The sequence below is a fragment of the Peptoniphilus raoultii genome (assembly GCF_900099555.1).
Lineage (GTDB): Bacteria > Bacillota > Clostridia > Tissierellales > Peptoniphilaceae > Peptoniphilus_A > Peptoniphilus_A raoultii.
Genome location: NZ_FMWM01000002.1, coordinates 1,233,668 through 1,253,579, shown reverse-complemented (window position 1 = coordinate 1,253,579; position 19,912 = coordinate 1,233,668). Strand labels below are relative to the sequence as shown.

At 32.8% G+C, this 19,912-nt stretch carries 22 protein-coding genes; 20 read left to right on the top strand and 2 right to left on the bottom strand.

The features are described from left to right. The first annotated feature begins 4 nt into the window (after positions 1 to 4). From BQ4446_RS06075 to BQ4446_RS08415, 7 genes are all read left to right on the top strand, one after another. Entirely contained in the window at positions 5 to 277 is a 273-nt protein-coding gene (locus tag BQ4446_RS06075; RefSeq protein WP_071027563.1) for a head-tail connector protein, read from the top strand. Further along, positions 277 to 609 carry a phage head closure protein gene (locus BQ4446_RS06070; protein ID WP_071027561.1) on the top strand — a complete coding sequence of 111 codons (333 nt, stop codon included), beginning with the start codon at positions 277 to 279 and terminating at the stop codon, positions 607 to 609. The genes BQ4446_RS06075 and BQ4446_RS06070 overlap by 1 nt, the downstream gene beginning before the upstream one ends. After that, a complete protein-coding gene (locus BQ4446_RS06065; RefSeq protein WP_002834872.1) occupies positions 606 to 986 on the top strand; it encodes an HK97 gp10 family phage protein in 381 nt (126 codons plus the stop codon). The genes BQ4446_RS06070 and BQ4446_RS06065 overlap by 4 nt, the downstream gene beginning before the upstream one ends. Next, a complete protein-coding gene (locus BQ4446_RS06060; protein ID WP_071027559.1) occupies positions 979 to 1,305 on the top strand; it encodes a hypothetical protein in 327 nt (108 codons plus the stop codon). Before BQ4446_RS06065 ends, BQ4446_RS06060 begins: the two co-directional genes overlap by 8 nt. 161 nt (positions 1,306 to 1,466) lie before the next feature. Then, entirely contained in the window at positions 1,467 to 2,063 is a 597-nt protein-coding gene (locus tag BQ4446_RS06050; RefSeq protein ID WP_008901312.1) for a major tail protein, read from the top strand. A gap of 2 nt (positions 2,064 to 2,065) precedes the next feature. Next, a complete protein-coding gene (locus BQ4446_RS06045) occupies positions 2,066 to 2,422 on the top strand; it encodes a hypothetical protein (RefSeq protein ID WP_019117844.1) in 357 nt (118 codons plus the stop codon). 17 nt (positions 2,423 to 2,439) lie between these two features. After that, positions 2,440 to 2,604 carry a hypothetical protein gene (locus BQ4446_RS08415; protein WP_167632541.1) on the top strand — a complete coding sequence of 55 codons (165 nt, stop codon included), beginning with the start codon at positions 2,440 to 2,442 and terminating at the stop codon, positions 2,602 to 2,604. Here BQ4446_RS08415 and BQ4446_RS06040 read toward each other — a convergent pair. Then, positions 2,601 to 2,930, bottom strand: a complete 330-nt coding sequence (locus BQ4446_RS06040; RefSeq protein ID WP_049690779.1) for a type II toxin-antitoxin system RelE family toxin — start codon at positions 2,928 to 2,930, stop codon at positions 2,601 to 2,603. The genes BQ4446_RS08415 and BQ4446_RS06040 overlap by 4 nt on opposite strands. After that, positions 2,927 to 3,250, bottom strand: coding sequence for a type II toxin-antitoxin system Phd/YefM family antitoxin (locus BQ4446_RS06035; protein ID WP_071027557.1), 324 nt, complete (start codon positions 3,248 to 3,250; stop codon positions 2,927 to 2,929). The genes BQ4446_RS06040 and BQ4446_RS06035 overlap by 4 nt, the downstream gene beginning before the upstream one ends. Before the next feature lie 89 nt (positions 3,251 to 3,339). Here BQ4446_RS06035 and BQ4446_RS06030 point away from each other — a divergent pair, with 89 nt between their 5' ends. From BQ4446_RS06030 to BQ4446_RS05970, 13 genes are all read left to right on the top strand, one after another. Then, positions 3,340 to 6,405, top strand: coding sequence for a phage tail tape measure protein (locus BQ4446_RS06030; protein ID WP_071027555.1), 3,066 nt, complete (start codon positions 3,340 to 3,342; stop codon positions 6,403 to 6,405). A 101-nt stretch (positions 6,406 to 6,506) separates the two neighbouring features. Next, positions 6,507 to 6,869 carry a hypothetical protein gene (locus tag BQ4446_RS06025; RefSeq protein WP_071027553.1) on the top strand — a complete coding sequence of 121 codons (363 nt, stop codon included), beginning with the start codon at positions 6,507 to 6,509 and terminating at the stop codon, positions 6,867 to 6,869. Beyond that, entirely contained in the window at positions 6,869 to 8,740 is a 1,872-nt protein-coding gene (locus BQ4446_RS06020; RefSeq protein ID WP_071027551.1) for a hypothetical protein, read from the top strand. Before BQ4446_RS06025 ends, BQ4446_RS06020 begins: the two co-directional genes overlap by 1 nt. After that, positions 8,727 to 10,118: a hypothetical protein gene (locus BQ4446_RS06015; RefSeq protein ID WP_071027549.1), complete on the top strand. Its 1,392-nt coding sequence runs from the start codon at positions 8,727 to 8,729 to the stop codon at positions 10,116 to 10,118. The genes BQ4446_RS06020 and BQ4446_RS06015 overlap by 14 nt, the downstream gene beginning before the upstream one ends. Before the next feature lies 1 nt (position 10,119). After that, complete coding sequence (locus BQ4446_RS06010; RefSeq protein ID WP_034439180.1) at positions 10,120 to 10,521, top strand: phage holin family protein; 402 nt, start codon at positions 10,120 to 10,122, stop codon at positions 10,519 to 10,521. Next, positions 10,522 to 11,331, top strand: coding sequence for an N-acetylmuramoyl-L-alanine amidase (locus tag BQ4446_RS06005; RefSeq protein WP_071027547.1), 810 nt, complete (start codon positions 10,522 to 10,524; stop codon positions 11,329 to 11,331). A 154-nt stretch (positions 11,332 to 11,485) separates the two neighbouring features. Beyond that, positions 11,486 to 12,097 carry a TetR/AcrR family transcriptional regulator gene (locus tag BQ4446_RS06000; protein ID WP_083329049.1) on the top strand — a complete coding sequence of 204 codons (612 nt, stop codon included), beginning with the start codon at positions 11,486 to 11,488 and terminating at the stop codon, positions 12,095 to 12,097. Positions 12,098 to 12,114: 17 nt separating this feature from the next. Next, complete coding sequence (locus BQ4446_RS05995) at positions 12,115 to 12,696, top strand: MptD family putative ECF transporter S component (protein ID WP_002841816.1); 582 nt, start codon at positions 12,115 to 12,117, stop codon at positions 12,694 to 12,696. 24 nt (positions 12,697 to 12,720) lie between these two features. After that, complete coding sequence (locus BQ4446_RS05990) at positions 12,721 to 13,422, top strand: energy-coupling factor transporter transmembrane component T (protein WP_071027543.1); 702 nt, start codon at positions 12,721 to 12,723, stop codon at positions 13,420 to 13,422. Further along, a complete protein-coding gene (locus tag BQ4446_RS05985; RefSeq protein ID WP_071027541.1) occupies positions 13,415 to 14,806 on the top strand; it encodes an ATP-binding cassette domain-containing protein in 1,392 nt (463 codons plus the stop codon). The genes BQ4446_RS05990 and BQ4446_RS05985 overlap by 8 nt, the downstream gene beginning before the upstream one ends. Before the next feature lie 35 nt (positions 14,807 to 14,841). Further along, positions 14,842 to 16,584, top strand: coding sequence for an ABC transporter ATP-binding protein (locus tag BQ4446_RS05980; protein ID WP_071027539.1), 1,743 nt, complete (start codon positions 14,842 to 14,844; stop codon positions 16,582 to 16,584). Beyond that, positions 16,581 to 18,314: an ABC transporter ATP-binding protein gene (locus BQ4446_RS05975; protein ID WP_071027538.1), complete on the top strand. Its 1,734-nt coding sequence runs from the start codon at positions 16,581 to 16,583 to the stop codon at positions 18,312 to 18,314. Before BQ4446_RS05980 ends, BQ4446_RS05975 begins: the two co-directional genes overlap by 4 nt. 36 nt (positions 18,315 to 18,350) lie before the next feature. Continuing rightward, complete coding sequence (locus BQ4446_RS05970; protein ID WP_071027536.1) at positions 18,351 to 19,700, top strand: MATE family efflux transporter; 1,350 nt, start codon at positions 18,351 to 18,353, stop codon at positions 19,698 to 19,700. Positions 19,701 to 19,912: the final 212 nt, after the last annotated feature.

The following is a 19,912-nucleotide window of genomic DNA, read 5'->3' as shown; positions in this document are numbered from 1 at the left end:
GATTATGATTACTCTTGAGGAGGCAAAGTCCTATTTAAGAGTGGATTTTGATGATGAGGATGAGATGATTGAATCTCTCATCCAATCATCAATCAAACATTCAATGGATGTTGCTAGGGTTAATAGTGAAGAAGACCTTTCTAAAAATCCAAATGGAAAGATAGCAGTCCTCTATATGACTGCTTATCTTTATGAACATAGAGAAGAGGCAGACTATTCTGAATTAAACTTAACTCTAAGAGCTTTATTATTTGGAATGAGAAAGGCTGAATTCTAATGAAGATATCGGATTTAAATAGAAAAATAACCTTTCAAAATAAAAACATTGAGGTGGATGGAATTGGTAACCATAAATCAGTATGGACGGATTATCTAGAAACTTCAGCCTATATATCGTTTCAAGGTAAAGGAGAAGAAGTTTTTCTTGGGATAGAAGTAGATAGGTCAGATATTTCTTTTACTGTAAGATTTCAAAATAGGTTAAAGAATATTAACACTTCAGAATACAGAATTCTATTTGAAGATGAAAAGTACAATATCATCTCAATTGACTTTATGAACTACAAAAATAGACTTATAAAGTTTAGATGTAGGAAGGTGAGTAGATGAATGTAAAAATTGAAAACCTAGCCAGTGAAATAATGAAGGGCTTAGAAGAATATTCTGATATGGCAACAGATGAAGTCAAAAAGGAAGTTAAAAAGGCTGGTAGCAATATTAGAAAAGACATACAAGAAAATGCACCTGTAGGAGAAACAAAGAAATATTCTAAATCTTGGTCAGTAAAAACTATGAAAGAAACTTCTAACTCAATAGAACTTGTAGTTCACTCAAGAAATAGATACCAACTGGCTCATCTACTTGAAAAAGGTCATGTTCTTAGGCAGGGAGGAAGAGTATCTGCTAAGCCACACATTGGACCAGCTGAGGAGAAAGGAATCAGAGAATTGGAAGAAAATATTATGAGGAAACTAAACGATGGATAGGCTATTAAAAATAATTGGAGATATGGGACTTCCATTTGCATACTCGCACTTTGCTGAAGGAGAAAGTCCAGATCCACCATTTATGGTCTATCTATTTCCAAAGAATAAACACTTTGGTGCAGATGGAGTAGTTTTCTATAAGAACACTCAAATTGACTTAGAACTTTACACTGATAGGAAAGATTTAAAATTAGAAGAAAAAATAGAAGAGATACTTGATAGGGAAAAAATCTATTATGAAAAATCTGAAGTTTGGATTGAATCAGAAAGACTTTATGAAGTTCTCTATGAATTTACTATGGAGGTAAAAAATGGCTAATAAAGTTAAATTTAATATTTGTAATGTTAATGACCTAACCCCACGAGCCTTGCGAGTGGAAGGTAGGTCAGATGTCACGCAATCCAATTCTCTGCGACTGATAAGGAGCGAAGAGAATTGTGATGGAGCTGACTCACTACAATTTATGGGAGGTAACAATTATGGCAAATAAGGTAAAGTTTAATATTTGCAATGTGCATTACGCTCTCTTCGATAAAACTGAAGAGGGCGTTATTAAATATAAAACACCAGTGCCAATGCCTGGTGCTGTTTCAATTTCATTGGATCCTAATGGAGAGCCTGAAAGCTTTTATGCAGATGGAATTGAATATTACACTATTTCAAATAATATGGGATATGATGGAGATTTAGAAATCGCTCTTATTCCAGAATCCTTTAGGACGGATGTTTTGATGGAAAAATCAGACTCCAATAAAGTTCTAATTGAGTCTTCAAACTCTGAAACTGCAAACTTTGCACTGTTATTTGAGTTTGATGGAGACCAAAAGAAAATCCGTCACGTCATGTATAACTGTTCAGCAGCAAGACCTACTCTCGAAGGAGAAACTAATGAAGAATCAAGAGAAGTTCAACCAGAAACATTATCTATCCAAGCAAGACCACTTCCAAATGGAAATGTAAAGGCTAGAACAGGCGAAGAGACTACAAAGGAAACTTATGATGGTTGGTACAAGTCAGTATATATGCCAACGGAAACTACAGTAACACCTTCAAGAGCAAGTGTTGGAGGTAAATAAATATGGCACTAACTAAGAAAATTCAAATCGATGGGAAAGAAGTTGTTTTTCGTGCATCTGCAGCTATTCCAAGAATCTATAGACTTAAATTTGGTAGAGATATATTCAAAGACTTGATGGAACTTGAAAAGTCCATGAAGAAAAATGATGAAGATAAATCCAATCTTGATATAGGTTCATTGGAATTATTTGAAAATATAGCCTATGTAATGGCAAAGCATGGAGATAAATCTGTGCCAGATAGTCCAGAAGAATGGTTAGATAATTTCTCAACCTTTTCAATTTACCAAATTCTACCTCAGTTAATAGAGCTATGGGGACTTAACATAAAGTCGGAAGAAGTTCCTAAAAAAAAGTAAGACCGACAGAAAGACCAATGACCACACCCTTGTTTCTACTAAGGGCAGTGGAACTTGGTATTTCTGTTTCTGATTTATCCCTATTAACAATTGGACTTGTAAATGATATGTTCACAGAAAAGAATAATGATGAATATAAATACAAAGAAGTAGCTACGCAAGAAGATTATGATAAGTTTTAATCTTCAAGCTTAGCTACTCTTTTTTCAGCATCTTTATAGACTTTGGATTCCGCTCTTGCACCGATAATAATGACAAGAACTTCATCATCTGATTTTTCCAATTTATAAACGATCCTAAGACCTGAACTCTTAAGTTTAATTTTCATAAGACCAGCAAGCTTAGAATCAGATAGGTTAGAAAGAGGCTTGCCATAGCCACCTTCAGTATTAGGAAGAGGATTTATTAAGATCCTCTTAAGTGCTTTATCGACAATTTTTCTTTGAGATCCATCTAATGCTTTATAGTCTTGGATGGCTTCTTTTATAAAGGATAGTTTATAGTTCATTCGATTTCGTCCTCATCAAGAGGAGAGACTTCATTTAAATCGATATGAAAGGTTTCTTCAAATTCATCTTGAGAGATTAAATCGGATTTATCCATTGATGACATCCTTGTATTGGCAAGCATAAGATCTCTTGCATCTTCGAGCTCATCAATGAGTTTCGTATATTCATCAGGGGAAACAAGAATGCACTCAGGAGTGTTGTTCTTTAATACGACCTTAGAACCGTTCACTTTGACATCATCGAAAATACGTCCAGCTAGGCCTCGATTGAATTCAGAAATGGATACAGTCTTATTGGATAATTCTTTTACAAAATTCATGCTTATCACCTCAAGATAAGTATAGCAGAAATCGATAAAAACATCAATAAAAATACTGATAAATATATCTCCAAAGAGGAGGTGAGATATTGGCAAATAGAATAAAAGGAATAACTGTTGAGATTGGTGGGGATACTACCAAACTTCAAACTGCATTAAAACAAGTTAATACGGAGATTAAACATACTCAGTCTGAACTTCGTGATGTCAACAAACTTCTTAAACTTGACCCTGGAAATACAGAACTTATCTCACAAAAACATAAACTGTTAGGTCAAACCTTGGAAGAAACAAAGAATAAACTAACCTCTTTAAAAGAGGCACAAAAACAAGCTGAACAGGCTCTTGCAGAAGGTAAAATTTCACAAGAGCAATATGATGCTCTTAAACGAGAGATTATTGAAACAGAACAAGCATTAAAGTCTCTAGAAAGGCAAGGGGCAACCACAAATCAGACTCTTCAAAACATAGCTATTACTGGAGAAAAATGGCAAAACACAGGGCAAAATATAGAAAATGTGGGAAGAAAAATGATGCCAGTATCTCTTGCAGTAGCAGGTCTTGGAGTAGCAGCTGTAAAGACTGCATCAGATTTTGATTCTGGTATGTCAAAGGTAAAAGCAGTATCTGGTGCAACAGGGTCCGACTTTGATGCCCTAAGGGAAAAGGCCCGTGAAATGGGAGCCAAGACCAAGTTCTCAGCATCTGAAGCGGCAGAGGCTATGAATTATATGGCCATGGCTGGTTGGAAAAGTAAAGATATGATTAGTGGTATTGAAGGAGTCATGAACCTTGCTGCAGCTAGTGGTGAGGACTTAGCTACTACTTCAGATATCGTAACAGATGCCCTTACAGCCTTTGGTTTAAAAGCAGAAGATTCTTCTCACTTTGCTGATGTTCTTGCTGCGGCATCATCTAATGCCAATACCAACGTTTCATTAATGGGTGAAACCTTTAAATATGCTGCACCTATTGCTGGTACACTTGGCTATTCAGTTGAAGATACAGCAGTAGCTATAGGTTTAATGGCTAACGCAGGAATAAAAGGCTCACAAGCAGGGACAGCTTTAAGGTCTGGACTAACAAGACTCGCATCACCAACTAAAGAAGTTATTAATGGAATGTCCATGTTGGGATTATCTATTGAAGATGTACAGGGCCTTTCACTTGATGAAACTCTAAGCACCTTTAGAGTTGCCTTTGCCAATTTAGATGGAACTCAAAAAGCACAAGCAGCATCCATGATATTTGGTAAAAATGCCATGTCTGGAATGTTGGCAATTATAAATGCCAGTGAAAAAGACTACAGCAGCTTAAGTGATGCCATATATAACGCAGATGGAACAGCAGAAAAAATGGCTGCTACTATGCAGGATAACCTAGCTGGTCAATTAAAGATCCTACAATCTGCCTTAGAAGAATTAGCTATATCCTTTGGAGAACTTTTAATGCCTGCTGTTAGAAAAGCAGTAGATATATTAACGAAACTGGTAAATGGACTTAATGCTCTTCCAGGACCAGTAAAAGGTATTATTGCAGGTATCGCCCTTTTTATAGCTGCTCTTGGTCCAGTTCTTATGATTGTAGGAAAACTTATCTGGTCAATAGGTACTATTATGACCAAAGGACCTCTAATAGTAGGAGGAATAACTAAGATAGTTGGAATATTTACAGGAACACTTATACCAGCAATCACAGCAGTAGTATCAGCCATTGGGATTGTTCCTATTGCTATTGGCGCAGTAATAGCAGGTCTTGTTCTTTTATGGAAGAAATGTGACTGGTTTAGAGAAGGGGTCATCTCTATATGGGAAACTATTAAGGAATCAACTGTTGCCATTTGGAATGGAATAAAAGAATTCTTCGTAAATCTATGGCAAGGGATATCTGATTCATGGACAAGTACCTGGACTGAAATCACAAGTTTTCTATCAGAATTTTGGTCTGGATTTATTGAAGGAGTGAAGACTACTTGGAAAGGCATCAAGGACTTCTTTGTCAATCTATGGAATGGACTTTCTGAAGGATGGAACAGTATATGGACATCTATAACAACTTTTCTAACTGAATCTTGGAATACCTTTATTGAGGGAGCCAAGAGTTTATGGCAAAGTTTAGGAGAATTCTTTACAAGCCTTTGGACAGGAATTAAAACTATTTTTACCAATATATGGACAGCTATTTCAACTACAACTACAGAAGTATTTACAGCAGTTAGTGAGTTTATAAAAACTACTTGGGAAGGTATTAAGACTTTAATTTCAACAGTTCTTGATGCAATTAAAGTAAAAGTAGAGACCATTTGGAATGGACTAAAAGAGTTCTTAACAACAGTCATCACTGCCATTGGAGAATTTATTTCTACATCCTGGACCAATATAAAAACGACTATTGAGACTATCTTGACTTCTATTAAGACAGTCCTTGAATCAATCTGGAATGGGATAAAGACCTTTATCTCATCAACAATGAATAATATTAAATCCTTTGTTTCATCTGCTTGGAACTCCATAAAGTCGACTATTTCATCTGCAGTGAATACTGCAAAGTCAGCAGTATCATCTGCATTTAATTCCATGAGATCAAGTATTTCATCAACCATGTCAAATATTCAGTCCACTATTAGAAATGGATTTAATAATGCAGTTAATCACATTAAAAATTTGGCATCCCAAGCTTATACATGGGGAGCCGATATGATTAACGGAATTGCTAGAGGGATTAGAAGTGCAATTAGCAATGTTACATCGGCTGTATCGAATGTAGCATCAACTATTAGGTCTTATCTACACTTTTCAGTTCCAGATGTTGGCCCACTTACTGACTATGAATCATGGATGCCAGACTTTATGGAAGGTTTATCAAAAGGAATTGAAAAGAGCAGAAGATTAGTACAATCTTCAATGAAAAATGTCGCAAGAGATATGGTTTTAAGCCCAAGCATATCAGCTGTTGGCATAGGTGGACATGATAAAGAATCAGCTATAAATGGAATTGACATAGGAAGACAAATATCCGATGCACTTGCAAACATCAATTTAAAGTCAGAAAATGCTGGAGATATAGTTATACCAGTTTATCTTGGTGGAACTCTCCTTGATGAAGTTATTGTTAATGCATCTATGCGTAAGAATTTAAGAAGTGGAGGTAGATAATGACCTAACCCAAAATCTATGATTTCGTCGGTAGGTCAGATGCAGTCTCACCCCATGAACAAGGAGCAAAGCGATGCAGTGAATGGAGGTGTAGTCGTATAATGAAATATCAATCATATTTAATTATTGAAGGAGTAGACCTACCTCTACCAAATTCTTATGATTTGGAGTTTAGAGATATAGAGGCAGATACTGGAGGAGAAACAGAGGCAGGCACTATTCAAAGGGATATTGTTAGAAATAAAGTAGCAAGTATTTCTGTAAGTTTTTCTTGTAGTCCTAAGCTTGTGAAGATATTGAGTGGTCTTGCTAACAAGTCTAATCTTAAAGTTAAATTCTTAGATACAGAAACATTGGAACTAAAAGAGACACAAATGTATATAGACAAGTTTCAAGTCAAACTAATAAAAGATACTTCTTATAAAGGATTGTGGGAAGTATCTTTTTCATTGGAGGAGTACTAATGTATCCAACAAGCAATGAATATAAAACAGTTATAAAAAAGAACTCTCGTAAATTTTACTGGACGGGAAATATCATCTTAAAAGATGAAACAATCATTCCATTTACCAATAAAGATATTCTTAAAGGGTCTGGATATATCCATCGTTCTTGCTCTGGATCTTCTGAACTTGAAATAGGGACAGTTTATGCTGGAGAGTTTGGAATTAGCCTTTTTTCAAATATAGATAGGTATTCTTTAGAGGATTCAAAGCTAGAACTTTTTTACCATCAAGAATTAGAAAGCAAAAAGATAGAAACCATACCAATGGGAATTTTTGATGTCACTGAAGCAAATAGGTCTAAGAAAATTTTAGAACTAAAAGGCTATGACTATATGCTTAGGTTTGATAAGAACTTCCCAGTGACAGATACCTTTGGTACAGCCTTTGAACTACTAAGTCTTTCATGTGAGAAGTGCAAGGTAGAACTAGGTATGACAGAAGATGAGGTAAAAGCTTTTGTAAATGGTGAGGAAGTTTTGGCAATTTATCAAGACCATGATATAGAGACTTATAGGGACTTTATTCACTATATAGCATCGACCCTAGGTGCTTTTGCTGGGGTTTCTCGTGAAGGGAAATTAGTTTTAAAAAAGTATGAAGAAAGTATATCAACTGAAATTAAAACGAGAGAAAGATTTTCTTCTTCAATATCAGATTTTAAAACTAGATATACAGCCATCAACTCAACAAATGCAAAGACTAAAATAGCTGAATACTACTCTTTAGAAAATGACGATGGCCTAACTATGAATCTTGGAATAAATCCATTGATGCAGTTAGGAGTTCCAGAGAAAAGAAAAAGAATGTGTGAGGCTCTTCTTACTGAAATTTGCAAAATTCATCACACACCTTTTGATATGGTAACAATAGGAGACCCAAGTCTTGATGTAGGAGACAGAATAGCTATTTCTTATGAAGAAGAAAAGATTGAAGGACTTATCACTGACATAGAATATAAAATAAATAGCAAGCATAGAATTCTTGGTGTAGGAAAAAATCCCTATTTATCTAAAGCTAAGAGTAAGAATGATAAGAATATAGTAGGACTGTTAAATCAAATTGAATCTGAAAAGTTAGTAGTTCATGCTTACTCAAATTACTCTGCTTTTAATCTTTCCACAACAGACACGCCGATAATTCGTATAGAATTTGCCTCCAATAAAGAAACGGAGGCAATTTTTAATGCATCTATCTTGTTAAATATCATCTGTGATACTGAAGAAAAAACAAGAAAGATATCTAGAAAGGTCAAGAAACAAGTAGAGGTTTTAAATAATGATGGAAAATCCTATGATCCTCCAAAGTTTGAAGTAAAAGAGGAAACAGAAGAATTAGACTTTATTGAAAATATAGAAATACCAACCAGGCTAGTTGTTACTTACGTTTTTAATGATACGAAAATAGAACATTACATTCCAAAAGAAACCTACTTAAGTGGTGACCATATTCTAAATCTTTTTTATCCACTAACTAAACTTCAGGAAAAGACGATGAACAACTTCTCGGTATTAATTAGGCTTGAATCAGGACAAGCCATGATTGGAAAAGATAATGCTATCGCAGCTATATCTGGTCAATCCTTAGGTTCTACAGAGGCTTGGGATGGAAAGCTTAAGATTGATGAATCCTGGAAGATAATAGAACTTAGTCATTCATTTCTTCTTAGGAAACTTAAAGCAGACTACAAAGTCGAAAGACAAGTTCCAAGACCTCTAGTATTTAATGAAAAGGTAGGAAGATTTAAATATCAAGGATTGATGCTTGGAAAATATAAAGAAGAAATCATTACAGAATTTAAAGATAAGGAGGAAGAAAATGCTCAGGGGTAAATCAGTCATTGAACTAACCGATGTGAGGACAAATAGGAAGGAGATATATGAAGATGAAAACTTAATAACGAATGCAGTCCCAGATTTATTAAGGCTCAATCCATCAGGTCTTATGTATCCATTAGAAAATGGAACAGCTCAGTTTAAAGATGAAATATTTCCTATAGCTAATAAATGTTATGGTGGAATATTATTATTTGAAAATCCTTTGGAGGAGGATCCAAATAAGATAATTGCACCTTCAGACAATTCAATTATTGGTTATGCATCAAATGACGTTAATGATACTGACAATCCCAAAGGAGGATCTGCTAACTTGACGGAATCCAAACCAATAGATAGAGGATATAAATTTGTATGGGACTTTTCAACCTCACAAGGAAATGGAAGGATTTCGTCCTTAGCTTTAACTCATTATAGAGGAGGCAAAAGCTTTTATGGGAACTCTTATGACAGAGAATCAGGAATTCTTATGTTAAATAAGGTTAGTACAAAAACGGACAAAGCTGTTCTATCTTATTATGCAGGTCTTGTTGAAGTAAACTTAAGAGATCAAAGTTTTTATTCTATTTGGCCTATGCCCGATAGACAAATTCAAATAGCTAAAATTAAAGAGTCATTTTTCAATATAGGACTTAATGATACAATTTTAGGTATGCCTACACAAGATGTTGAAGTAAATTATATTAAACCTGAAAAATTTTTCCCTAGTAGATATAGCATTAACTGTTCCTTCCATGATGGGGGAGATGGATATTGGTATGGATTTTCAACGGAAGGGGAAACGAACAGCAGGGGAAATGCTGAAATATACACAATAAAAATTAAGAAGGAAGATTTTTCATTTACAGAAGATAAGTGGGTGTTAGAAAATGTACAACTGCAAGGAATAGGTAGATATCCAAGTTCTGAAAATGAAAGCCATTATAGGACGATAGGAAGTGTGGTTAGAGGTAAATATTTGTATTGTTTAAATTACAAAAAAAATGGTGTTTATAAAATAAATATTAATAATCCAGTGGACATTACATTGATTAATCTGGAAAATGAAGTTGATATTCTAAGAGGAGAATATACAAATCAGTATTTTTACAAATATGGAGATTATGTAGCAACCAGACAGTTTTTAATTGATAAAAATGACAATGTTATTTATACAGCTACTGTAGATATGAAGTTTTTAACTACGCCTTTAATTAACATTGGTCCATTTATGATTGGTTTTGATACAGATTCTGGTTATGGAAATTATACTCTTTATAAACTTCTATTCCTTCACACGCAATATCTTGGAACAATTAATAACTTATCTAGTCCAATATTAAAAACGGCAGATAAGACAATGAAAATAACTTATACCTTAACAGAGGAGGAATAAAATGAACAAATTCTTTGAAATATTAAAAGTATGCTTTACAGCTATCGGAGGATGGTTGGGATTTTATCTTGGAAGTGTAGATGCCTTTATATACACACTACTTGCTTTTGTAATAGCTGACTATTTAACAGGGGTTTTAAGAGCAGGGGTCGAAAGAAAGCTGTCTTCATCCATAGGTTTTAAAGGGATAGCTAAAAAGATAATGATTTTTATAGTTGTAGGTATCGCAAACCTATGTGATGTAAATTTAATTAAAGGTGATGGAACAATGATAAGAACAGCCATCATCTTTTTTTATATAGCAAATGAGGGACTTTCTATACTAGAAAATTCTGTAGCACTAGGCTTGCCAGTACCAGAAAAATTAAAAAGAGTATTAGAACAATTCAAGGAGGAAAAATAAATGAGTAATAGCCCATTAGTACAAGCAACAATTCTCTCCCCAAACCATAGTGGAAGAAGAAATCAAAAGATAACTAAAATAGCTATTCATCACGCAGCAGGGGTTATAAATGGTAGAAATCTTGCTGGGATATTTGTGCCAAGGTCAAGACGTGCATCAGCTAACTACAATTTAGGATCCGATGGAGTCATTGTTTTAGGAGTAGATGAAGCCAATAGAGCGTGGACAACTTCATCTTCCTGGTGTGACAACCGAGCAGTCACAATTGAAGTAGGGAACTCTACGAGAGGACCTCAGTGGTTAGTTTCTGATTATGTTTTAAATAGACTAATTGATTTAGTTACAGACATCTGTAGGAGAAATGGAATCTATCCTTGTACCTATACTGGAGGCAAAGATGGTGTCCTTCAAAAACACGAATGGTATAAAAGTACTAACTGTCCAGGACCATACCTTGGTAGCAAGTTTCCATATATAGCAAATGAAGTAAATAAAAGACTCAGAGGGAATAATACTATCAGTAAACCAATAAGTGGACTATATAGAGTTAGAAAATCTTGGTCTGATGTAAATAGCCAGAAAGGTGCATTTAAGAATTTAGAAAATGCTAAAAAATGTGCCGATAGATTTGGGTTAAAAGTATTCGATGCAAATGGCAAGATAGTATATCCAGTTGGAAAGATAATCGACCAATTAGCCAGAGAAGTTATAAGTGGAAAATGGGGGAATGGAGAAGAAAGAAAAAGGAGATTAACTCAAGCTGGATATGATTATTATGCTGTTCAGAAAATAGTAAATAAATTAATTTAATACAATAATTAAAGCCTGATAGATTTCTAATTTAGAAGTTTATCAGGCTTTTTTATGTGGTAGAGTAGAGCAAAATTTATAATTTGATTGATATTGAAAATATTTTTCAATTAAGATATAATAAAAACCGAGGGCATCCTCGGAAAATAATCGAATGATTGGAGGTATTTTATTGAAAGATAAGGAAACAAAAGTTGGTCAAATTAGAAAAAAAGAAATTCGAGATGCAGCAATGAGATCTTTTTTGAATAAAGGATTTCAGAATACAACAATGGAAGATGTGATTAAAGAAGTTGGCATGAGCACAGGTGGTGTCTATCATCATTATAAAAGCACAGCTGAAATGCTTAAAGATTTAATGCTTGATGGAAATCAGTATAGAAATAATTTAATTGATAATTATTTAGAAGCTCACATAGGTCAAGATAAATATGAACAGATGAGTGAAATTTTAGTGGATAAGTGTCTACCAGATACAGATATTACTAAGGTTTATTCTCTTTTATTACAATCAAAAAAATATAATGAAGATTTAGAAAAGATGTTTCAAGATTTGAAAACAGAAACAGTAAATCAATTAGATTCAATATCTAATAAATTAGGAATTGATTCAAAGATTTTTGAAGATGGTTTTTTAGTAAATTATATAAATGGAATGATATTAAGCTCGCAAGTTCTTAATGTACGAGATTCATATGATGAGAATAGGAAATATCTAAAAGATACAATTTTAAATTATATTTTAGATTTAGAAAAAAATAGATAACTAAGGAGGTTTCAGAAATGAATAAAAAATTAGAAGTTAGAGATTTAATTAATGTTGGTTTGTTTGCAGTACTTGGGTTTATTTTTATGCTAATAGGCTCATTTACAGCTATGGTTCCTGTTTTGATGCCAATTGTTCCCTTAGTACAGGGAATTTTAGTTGGACCTAGTAACATGCTTTTTTCAACAAAAATTAAGAAGCCAGGAATGCTTTTTATTCAAACAATGCTAATATCTTTAGCTTATGTCATCATGGGTCATGGTCCATGGGCACTTTTAACAGGAGCAATTGCAGGATTTATTGGAGAAATAATATTAAAATCAGGCTCTTATGACAGTAAAGGAAAATCTAGATTAGCATTTTCTTTTTCAAGTCTTTGCACTTTAGGAAACTATGTTCCGATTATCATCTCAAGAAATGAGTATGCACAAGGGCTTTTAAATCAAGGTTATAATCAAGAATTTATTGACACAATGATGAAAGTTATGCCTGATTGGATTTTAATAGTTATGGCTATTTTAGGATTTATTGGTGCTTTTGTAGGTTGTAGCTTAGGAATTGTGTTTTTGAAAAAACATTTTTCAAAAATTGGTAAGTAAGAATTAGGGAGCGGGTTATTAGATATGATAAGGATAGATTTTAGAGCAAAATTATTTTTAATGATGGTTATTTCTTTTATTATGACAATTGGAAATATTCAAAGCCTAAATCCTATATATTATGTATTAATATGTATGCTCCCTACTTTTTTATTATTTTTATCTGGACATATAAAATCCGGGATTAAATCAATCATACTTTTTATAATATTGAATATTATAGAAATTAATATTAGGGAATTAAATGATTCTATAATATTATCACTTATACACATAGTTATAATTACAATAAAAAGAGTTTTTGCACCTATGGTTATGGGAAATTATATAATTTTAACAACTAGTGTAGGAGAAGCAATTTGTTCATTAAAAAAGGTGAAGTGTCCTGATCAGATAGCCATTCCTGTTGCGGTTATGGTTAGATATTTTTATGCAACAAGAATTGAGTATAGACAAATAAAACAAGCTATTTATTTGAGGGGTATAAGTTTTAGGAAATTTTTAAAGAATCCTATTTTATTAATTGAATATAGGATAATCCCACTATTGATGACCCTATCAAATTCTGCTGATGAATTGACAGTAGCTTCATTAACTAAGGGTCTTGCTGTCAATCAAAATAGATCAAATATTAGAGAAGCAAAGTTAACATTTGCTGACTATTTAATTTTTTTTGTTTCTATTTTAGTTTTATTTTTTTATATAAGAGGTAGAAAATATGTTTAAAATAAGAAAGCTTGATTTATCTTTTGATGATGAAAATATCTTAAAAAATCTAAATTTTGAATGTAAAGCTGGTGAAATTACAGTTATTACAGGACATTCTGGATGTGGAAAAAGCACACTATTAAAAGCAATTAATGGAGTAATACCTGAATACCTTGATGCTAATATTAATGGAGAAATAAAATATAACAGCCTAGATTTACTTAGTAAAAATATATTTGAAAGATCATGTATTATTTCAAATGTATTTCAAAATCCAAAATCTCAATTTTACTGTATGAATTCCACTGAGGAGTTAGCCTTTCAGCTAGAAAATAGAAATACTGACAAGTCAGAGATAATCAATAGAATAAAGAAATACTCAAAACTCTTAAATATAGAATACTTATTAGACAAAAATATATTTGATTTATCTGGTGGAGAAAAGCAAATGATAGCACTTGCAGCTTGTGCAATTTCTGAAAATGATATTATTTTATTAGATGAACCATCTTCATCATTAGATAATGAATCTATAGAAAGGTTAAAAGAAGCCTTAGTGAAATTAAAAGAATTAAATAAGATAATAATTGTTGTGGAACATAGATTATTTTATTTAAAAGATATAATGGATAGGCTCTGTATTATTGATAATGAGTCTTTAATTTCATACGAAAAAGAAGATTTAAATGATTATAATTTGAATGCTATTGCAGAAGGATATGGACTTAGAACATTTAATAAAATAGAGAAAAGTGATTTAGAGATTAATAAATATTATAAAGTGAATTTATTAGATGATAAAAATAATTTTAGCAATGGAGATTTATCATGTCATAATTTTAAGAAAAAATATGAAAAGAATAAAATCTTTGACTTTAGTATTTCCTTTAATAAGGGAGTAAATTTTATCATTGGAAAAAATGGAATAGGGAAAAGTACTTTCATTAAATTATTGACCGGTACTACAAAAGGTCACGGAGATGTATTTGTTAATCAAAAAAAAGTTACAAAACAAAATAAAGAAATTTTTATGGTAATGCAAGATCCAAGCTCTCAGCTTTTTACAGAAAATGTATTATCGGAAGTATCAACAGTAAGTGAAGATACAAGCCTAAATGAAAAAATGTTGGAAAAGATGGGAATATTATCAAAGCTTGAAAAACATCCTCAAAGTTTATCGGGAGGAGAGAAGCAAAGATTGTTGATTGCTATAGCAAGGCTTAGTAATAAACCTATTATTATCTTAGATGAGCCTACAAGTGGATTATGTAAACCACAGATGAATACATTAATTAATTTCCTACACGATATGGAGAGAGAAGGAAAACTCATTATAATTATTACACACGATTATGAGTTTATAAAAAACTGTGATGGTACAATATATGAATTTCTAAAATAAAATGCAAATGGATACAATTATGGAGGTGTTAAATTATGAAAGAAAAAAGTCCTGCTGTAATATTGTGGGAGCTTGCATATAAGGAACATTCAAAGTTAAAAACATCTGTATTTATAGCAAGTATCGGTGTTATTGCCGGAATTGTTCCATACATTGCTGCAAGCCGTATTTTAGTCTATTTATTAAATGGAATTGCAGATTTCAAGGTCTATTTTTTATGGATGGGAATAGGTCTGTTATCTTATATTTTAAAATCTGTTTTATACTCTACGGCGTTATCTGTATCTCATAAAGCGACTTTTAGTATATTGAAAGATATTCGCTTGAGAATGATTGATAAACTTCCGAAGATGCCGTTAGGAGAAATAATCTCTGTTCCAAGCGGAAACTTTAAGCAGATTATAGTGGATCAGGTTGAAAGTATGGAGAAACCGCTCGCTCACCTGTTGCCTGAAATGACATCGAATCTCTTAGGTTCTTTGAGTATATTTATTTACTTATTATTTCTTGATTGGAGAATGGCTCTTTTATCATTAGTATCCATTCCTGTGGGGATGCTTTTTATGGGACTCGTAATGAAAAATTATGCTGTTCAATATGAAGGATCTGTAAAGGTAAATCGAGAAATGAATTCTGCAATTATTGAGTATGTCAATGGAATAGAAGTGATAAAAACATTTAATCAAGACAAGAGATCGTACGCAAAGTACAAAGATAAAGTCATTGCAAATGCAAGATACTTTTATGAATGGATGAAGAGCTGTCAGTTACCTGTATCTTTATCTAAAAACATATCTCCTACTACAATGATCACAGTGCTTCCATTTGGTTGGTATTTCTACATTAGCGGCAGTTTAAGTGCAGAAGTATTTATATCTGTAATTATTCTATCTTTAGGTATTGCAGGACCTTTACTTGAAACAATCAATTTTGTTGATGGTCTTGCTAAGATAGGGACTATTGCAAATTCTATTAACTTAATTTTAGAAGGAAAAGAACAAAAGCATTCTGATAGAGAAGTGACTATCCAGCAATATAATATTGATTTACAAAATGTAAAGTTTGGATATGAAGAAGAAAAAGAAATTCTTCATGGAATATCCCTAAACATAAAAGAAGGGACAACAGTGGCTTTTGTTGGACCAAGTGGAAGTGGCAAGTCAACTTTAGCAAAATTAATAGCTGGATATTGGGATAGCATGGAAGGAAATATAAATATTGGTGGACACAATCTTAAGGAAATTCCATTAAAGCAATTATATAGTTTGACCGCCTTTGTTTCTCAGGATAATTTTTTGTTCAACGAAAGTATTAGGGAGAATATAAGAATGGGCAATCCAAGTGCCAGTGATAAAGAAGTAGAAGACATTGCTAAGAAATCGGGTTGTCATGATTTTATTATGAAAATGGAACATGGTTACGATACGGTTGTCGGAAGTAGTGGGAGCCATGTTTCTGGTGGAGAAAGGCAAAGAATATCAATTGCAAGAGCAATGCTCAAAAATGCACCTATTGTAATACTTGATGAAGCTACTTCATATATAGATCCTGAAAATGAAGTGATTATAAAGCAAGCTTTATCAAAGCTTATAAAAGATAAAACGGTGATTATTATTGCTCATAGGTTATCAACTATAACAGATGCAGAACAAATATTCTTAATTGAGAATGGAGAGCTTGTTTCACATGGTAAGCATGAAGAACTTATGGAAGATTCTGAGTTATACCAAAAGATGTGGAATGCCCATATTGGAGTAAAGGATGGTGAAATAAAATGATAAGTGCCTTAAAGAAAATTTTAGACTTCTCAGGTGATGAGAAGAAAAATGTATACCATTCTATATGGGTAAGTTTCTTGTTTGCAATTTTTCACATGCTCCAAATCAGTGCAATATACATTATTGTTAAAGCTATTGTTGAAAAAGATATGAGTATGACACCTGCATGGATTGCTTTGATACTTCTTGTTATAAGCATAGTTGGCAGAAGTGTTGCAAATTATTATTCACAGTTACAGCAATGCCATGCAAGTTATTTTATGGTGGCAAATAAAAGAGTTGCAATAGGTGAAATGTTAAAAAAAATACCTATGGGATTTTTCAATGAAAACAATATTGGTGAAGTGGTTGGAATTTCTACAACTGTTTTAGAAGATGTAGAAAATACCGCAGCAATGGTTATGGTAAATACATTATCAGGTTTTATAAACACGATAATATTTACAATAATGATTTTAGCATTTGAGTGGAGAATAGGTTTTATTGTTGCAATTGGATGCCTATTGTACTTATTTGTTCTCTCAAAAATGGAAAGCAAATCAAGGAGTGTTCTTCCTAAAAGACAAAAAGCATCTGCTAAATTAGTTGATGCCATTTTAGAGCAAATTGGAGGAATGGCTGTTATAAAATCCTTCAATTTAACAGGGAAAGGAGATGAAAAAGTCAGAGGTGCTATTGAAAATAGCAGAAAAATAAATCTTGATTGTGAAAAACTGTTTACACCTTATACAATTTTGCAAAATATTCTTTTGGATTTGTTTAGCATTTTGATAATAGGTGCAGGTATTTTCTTTTATCTTAATGGAGAACTCTCATTCTTAAATACAGTTATGACGATTATAATTTCTTTTCTTGCTTTTTCTCAAATAAAATTGGCAGGAAGTGCAACAACCTCTCTCAGAGTTGTTAGTGGATCTATTGAACAAACAAAGAAGTTAGAGGAATTTCCACAGATGGATATTGATGGAAAAGACATAAAGCCTACTACTTTCGATATTTCTTTTGATAATGTAGAGTTTTCATATTCAGGCAAAAAAATCCTTGATGATATTTCGGTCAAGATACCACAAAAACAAATGACAGCTATAGTTGGACCTTCAGGAGCTGGAAAAACTACATTTTGTAATTTGATAGCGAGATTTTGGGATGTAGAGAAAGGAGAAATCAGCATAGGTAAACATAATATTAAAGAATATTCATTGGAGTCATTAATGAGACAAATTAGTATGGTTTTTCAAAATGTTTATTTATTTCAAGACACTATTGAGAACAATATAAAGTTTGCCAAGCCAGATGCTACTCATGAGGAAGTTATAGAAGCTGCAAAGAAAGCGTGTTGTCATGAATTTATTATGAAACTTCCTGAACAATATGAAACAGTTATAGGAGAGGGAGGTGCAAGTTTATCTGGTGGAGAAAGACAAAGAATATCTATAGCAAGGGCTATGATAAAAAATGCCCCGATTATTATTTTTGACGAAGCTACTGCAAATGTAGACCCTGAAAATGAGGATAAACTACAGATTGCTATGGAAGAACTTACAAGAGATAAAACTGTAATAATGATTGCACACAGACTAAAAACCATAAAAAATGCAAATCAAATTCTTGTCTTGGCTAATGGAAAGATAACGCAACAAGGTACACATGAAGAACTTATTCAAGTTGATGGTATCTACAAAAAATTTGTTGAAGCAAGACAAGTGGCAGCAAAGTGGCAGTTGTCATAAGTTATAAAAATATTGAAAACAACTGGAGGAAGTCATATGGGAAAACAAGATATGAAAACACAACTTTTAACCAAGAGTCCTAAAGATTTATTGTTTCAGTTAGCTATTCCGGGAATTATAGGAATGGTAGTTATAGGGCTATATCCATTTATGGACGGAATTTTTGCTGGATGGATTATTGGAGACTATGCAATGTCTGCTATTAGTATATCCATGTCCTTAACAATAATAAATGGTGGAGTATCAGCACTTATTGGAGTTGGTAGTGCATCAATATTATCAAGGGCGATTGGAAAGGGAGATAAAGAAACAACTGACAAGATATTTGGAAATTTTTGTTATTGGGTAATTTTATTCTCTATAGTTATCACAATATTAGGTTTGATATTTGCACCTAATTTTTTGGATTTAGTAGGAGCAAAGGGGAATATTAAAGAACTTGGAGTCAGATATTTAAGAGTAGTTTTTTTTGGCTCCATATTTGTTAATTTTGCTCAAGCCGGAAATATGACAATGCGTGGTGAAGGTGCATTAAAGCAATCCATGATTATTATGGGGGTAGGAGCAATATTAAACATTATTTTAGATCCCATTTTCATGAAGTTGATGGGAGAATATGCGATTGAAGGGGCAGCTATTGCAACTGTAATCTCTCAAATTGTGCAAGCTATATTAACCTTCCGCTATTTTTCAAAGAAAAGTGCTTTTGTGGGGATTCATAAAATCCAAAAGAGTAAGGATATTTCCAGTGAAATGTTTAGCATAGGAAGTTCTGCAATGATGATGCAAATTTTGTTTGCAGTACAACAAACATTCTTGTTTAAGCAAGCTTTCGCATACGGTGGAGATAATTGGGGAATTTTAATGGCTGCTACAATGAGATTGTATATGTTCTCCTTTATTCCTCTTTGGGGAATGAGCCAAGGTTTACAGCCTGTTATTGGGGCAAATTTCGGAGCAAAGCAATATAAAAGAGTAAAAGATACAATGAAGGTTTTTATGTACGGAGCAACTATTCTTGCAGCTCTTTCATGGATACCATCGATGTTTTATTCAGAAAAATTACTATCACTATTCAGTGTAAGAAGTGAAATCATAGAAGCTGGTGTTATGAATTTCAAGATGTTTTATTCCACATTTATTTTGTATGGAATTATGATAATGACACTTACATTCTTTCAATCTATTGGAGATGGGAAAAAAGCAAGCATGATTGTAATGCTTAGACAACTAATTTTGTTTATTCCGGCTATATTATTGCTTCCAAAGTTTTTTGGAGCAAGTGCAGTTTGGTGGGCTGAACCTATTGTAGATTTTAGTATGATTATGTTGGGACTGTTTTTAATGCTTAATGGACTTAGGAAAATGGGAAAAGACAAAGCGTAAATACAAGGACATTTGATATAAAAGCGAAAATAATCAAAAGAGGCTGTAGGTATGGATGCTATTTATCTATAATGAACGGAGGGAAAGGGAGATGAACAAGTGTATAAGTTACCTTGTAGAATTGAAATGGAATAAAAATACTCCTTTTTTCTATAATTCTTGTAGTTGTATGTCTTTCCATATTCTCGTCTAAACAATTAAATATAGTAAAA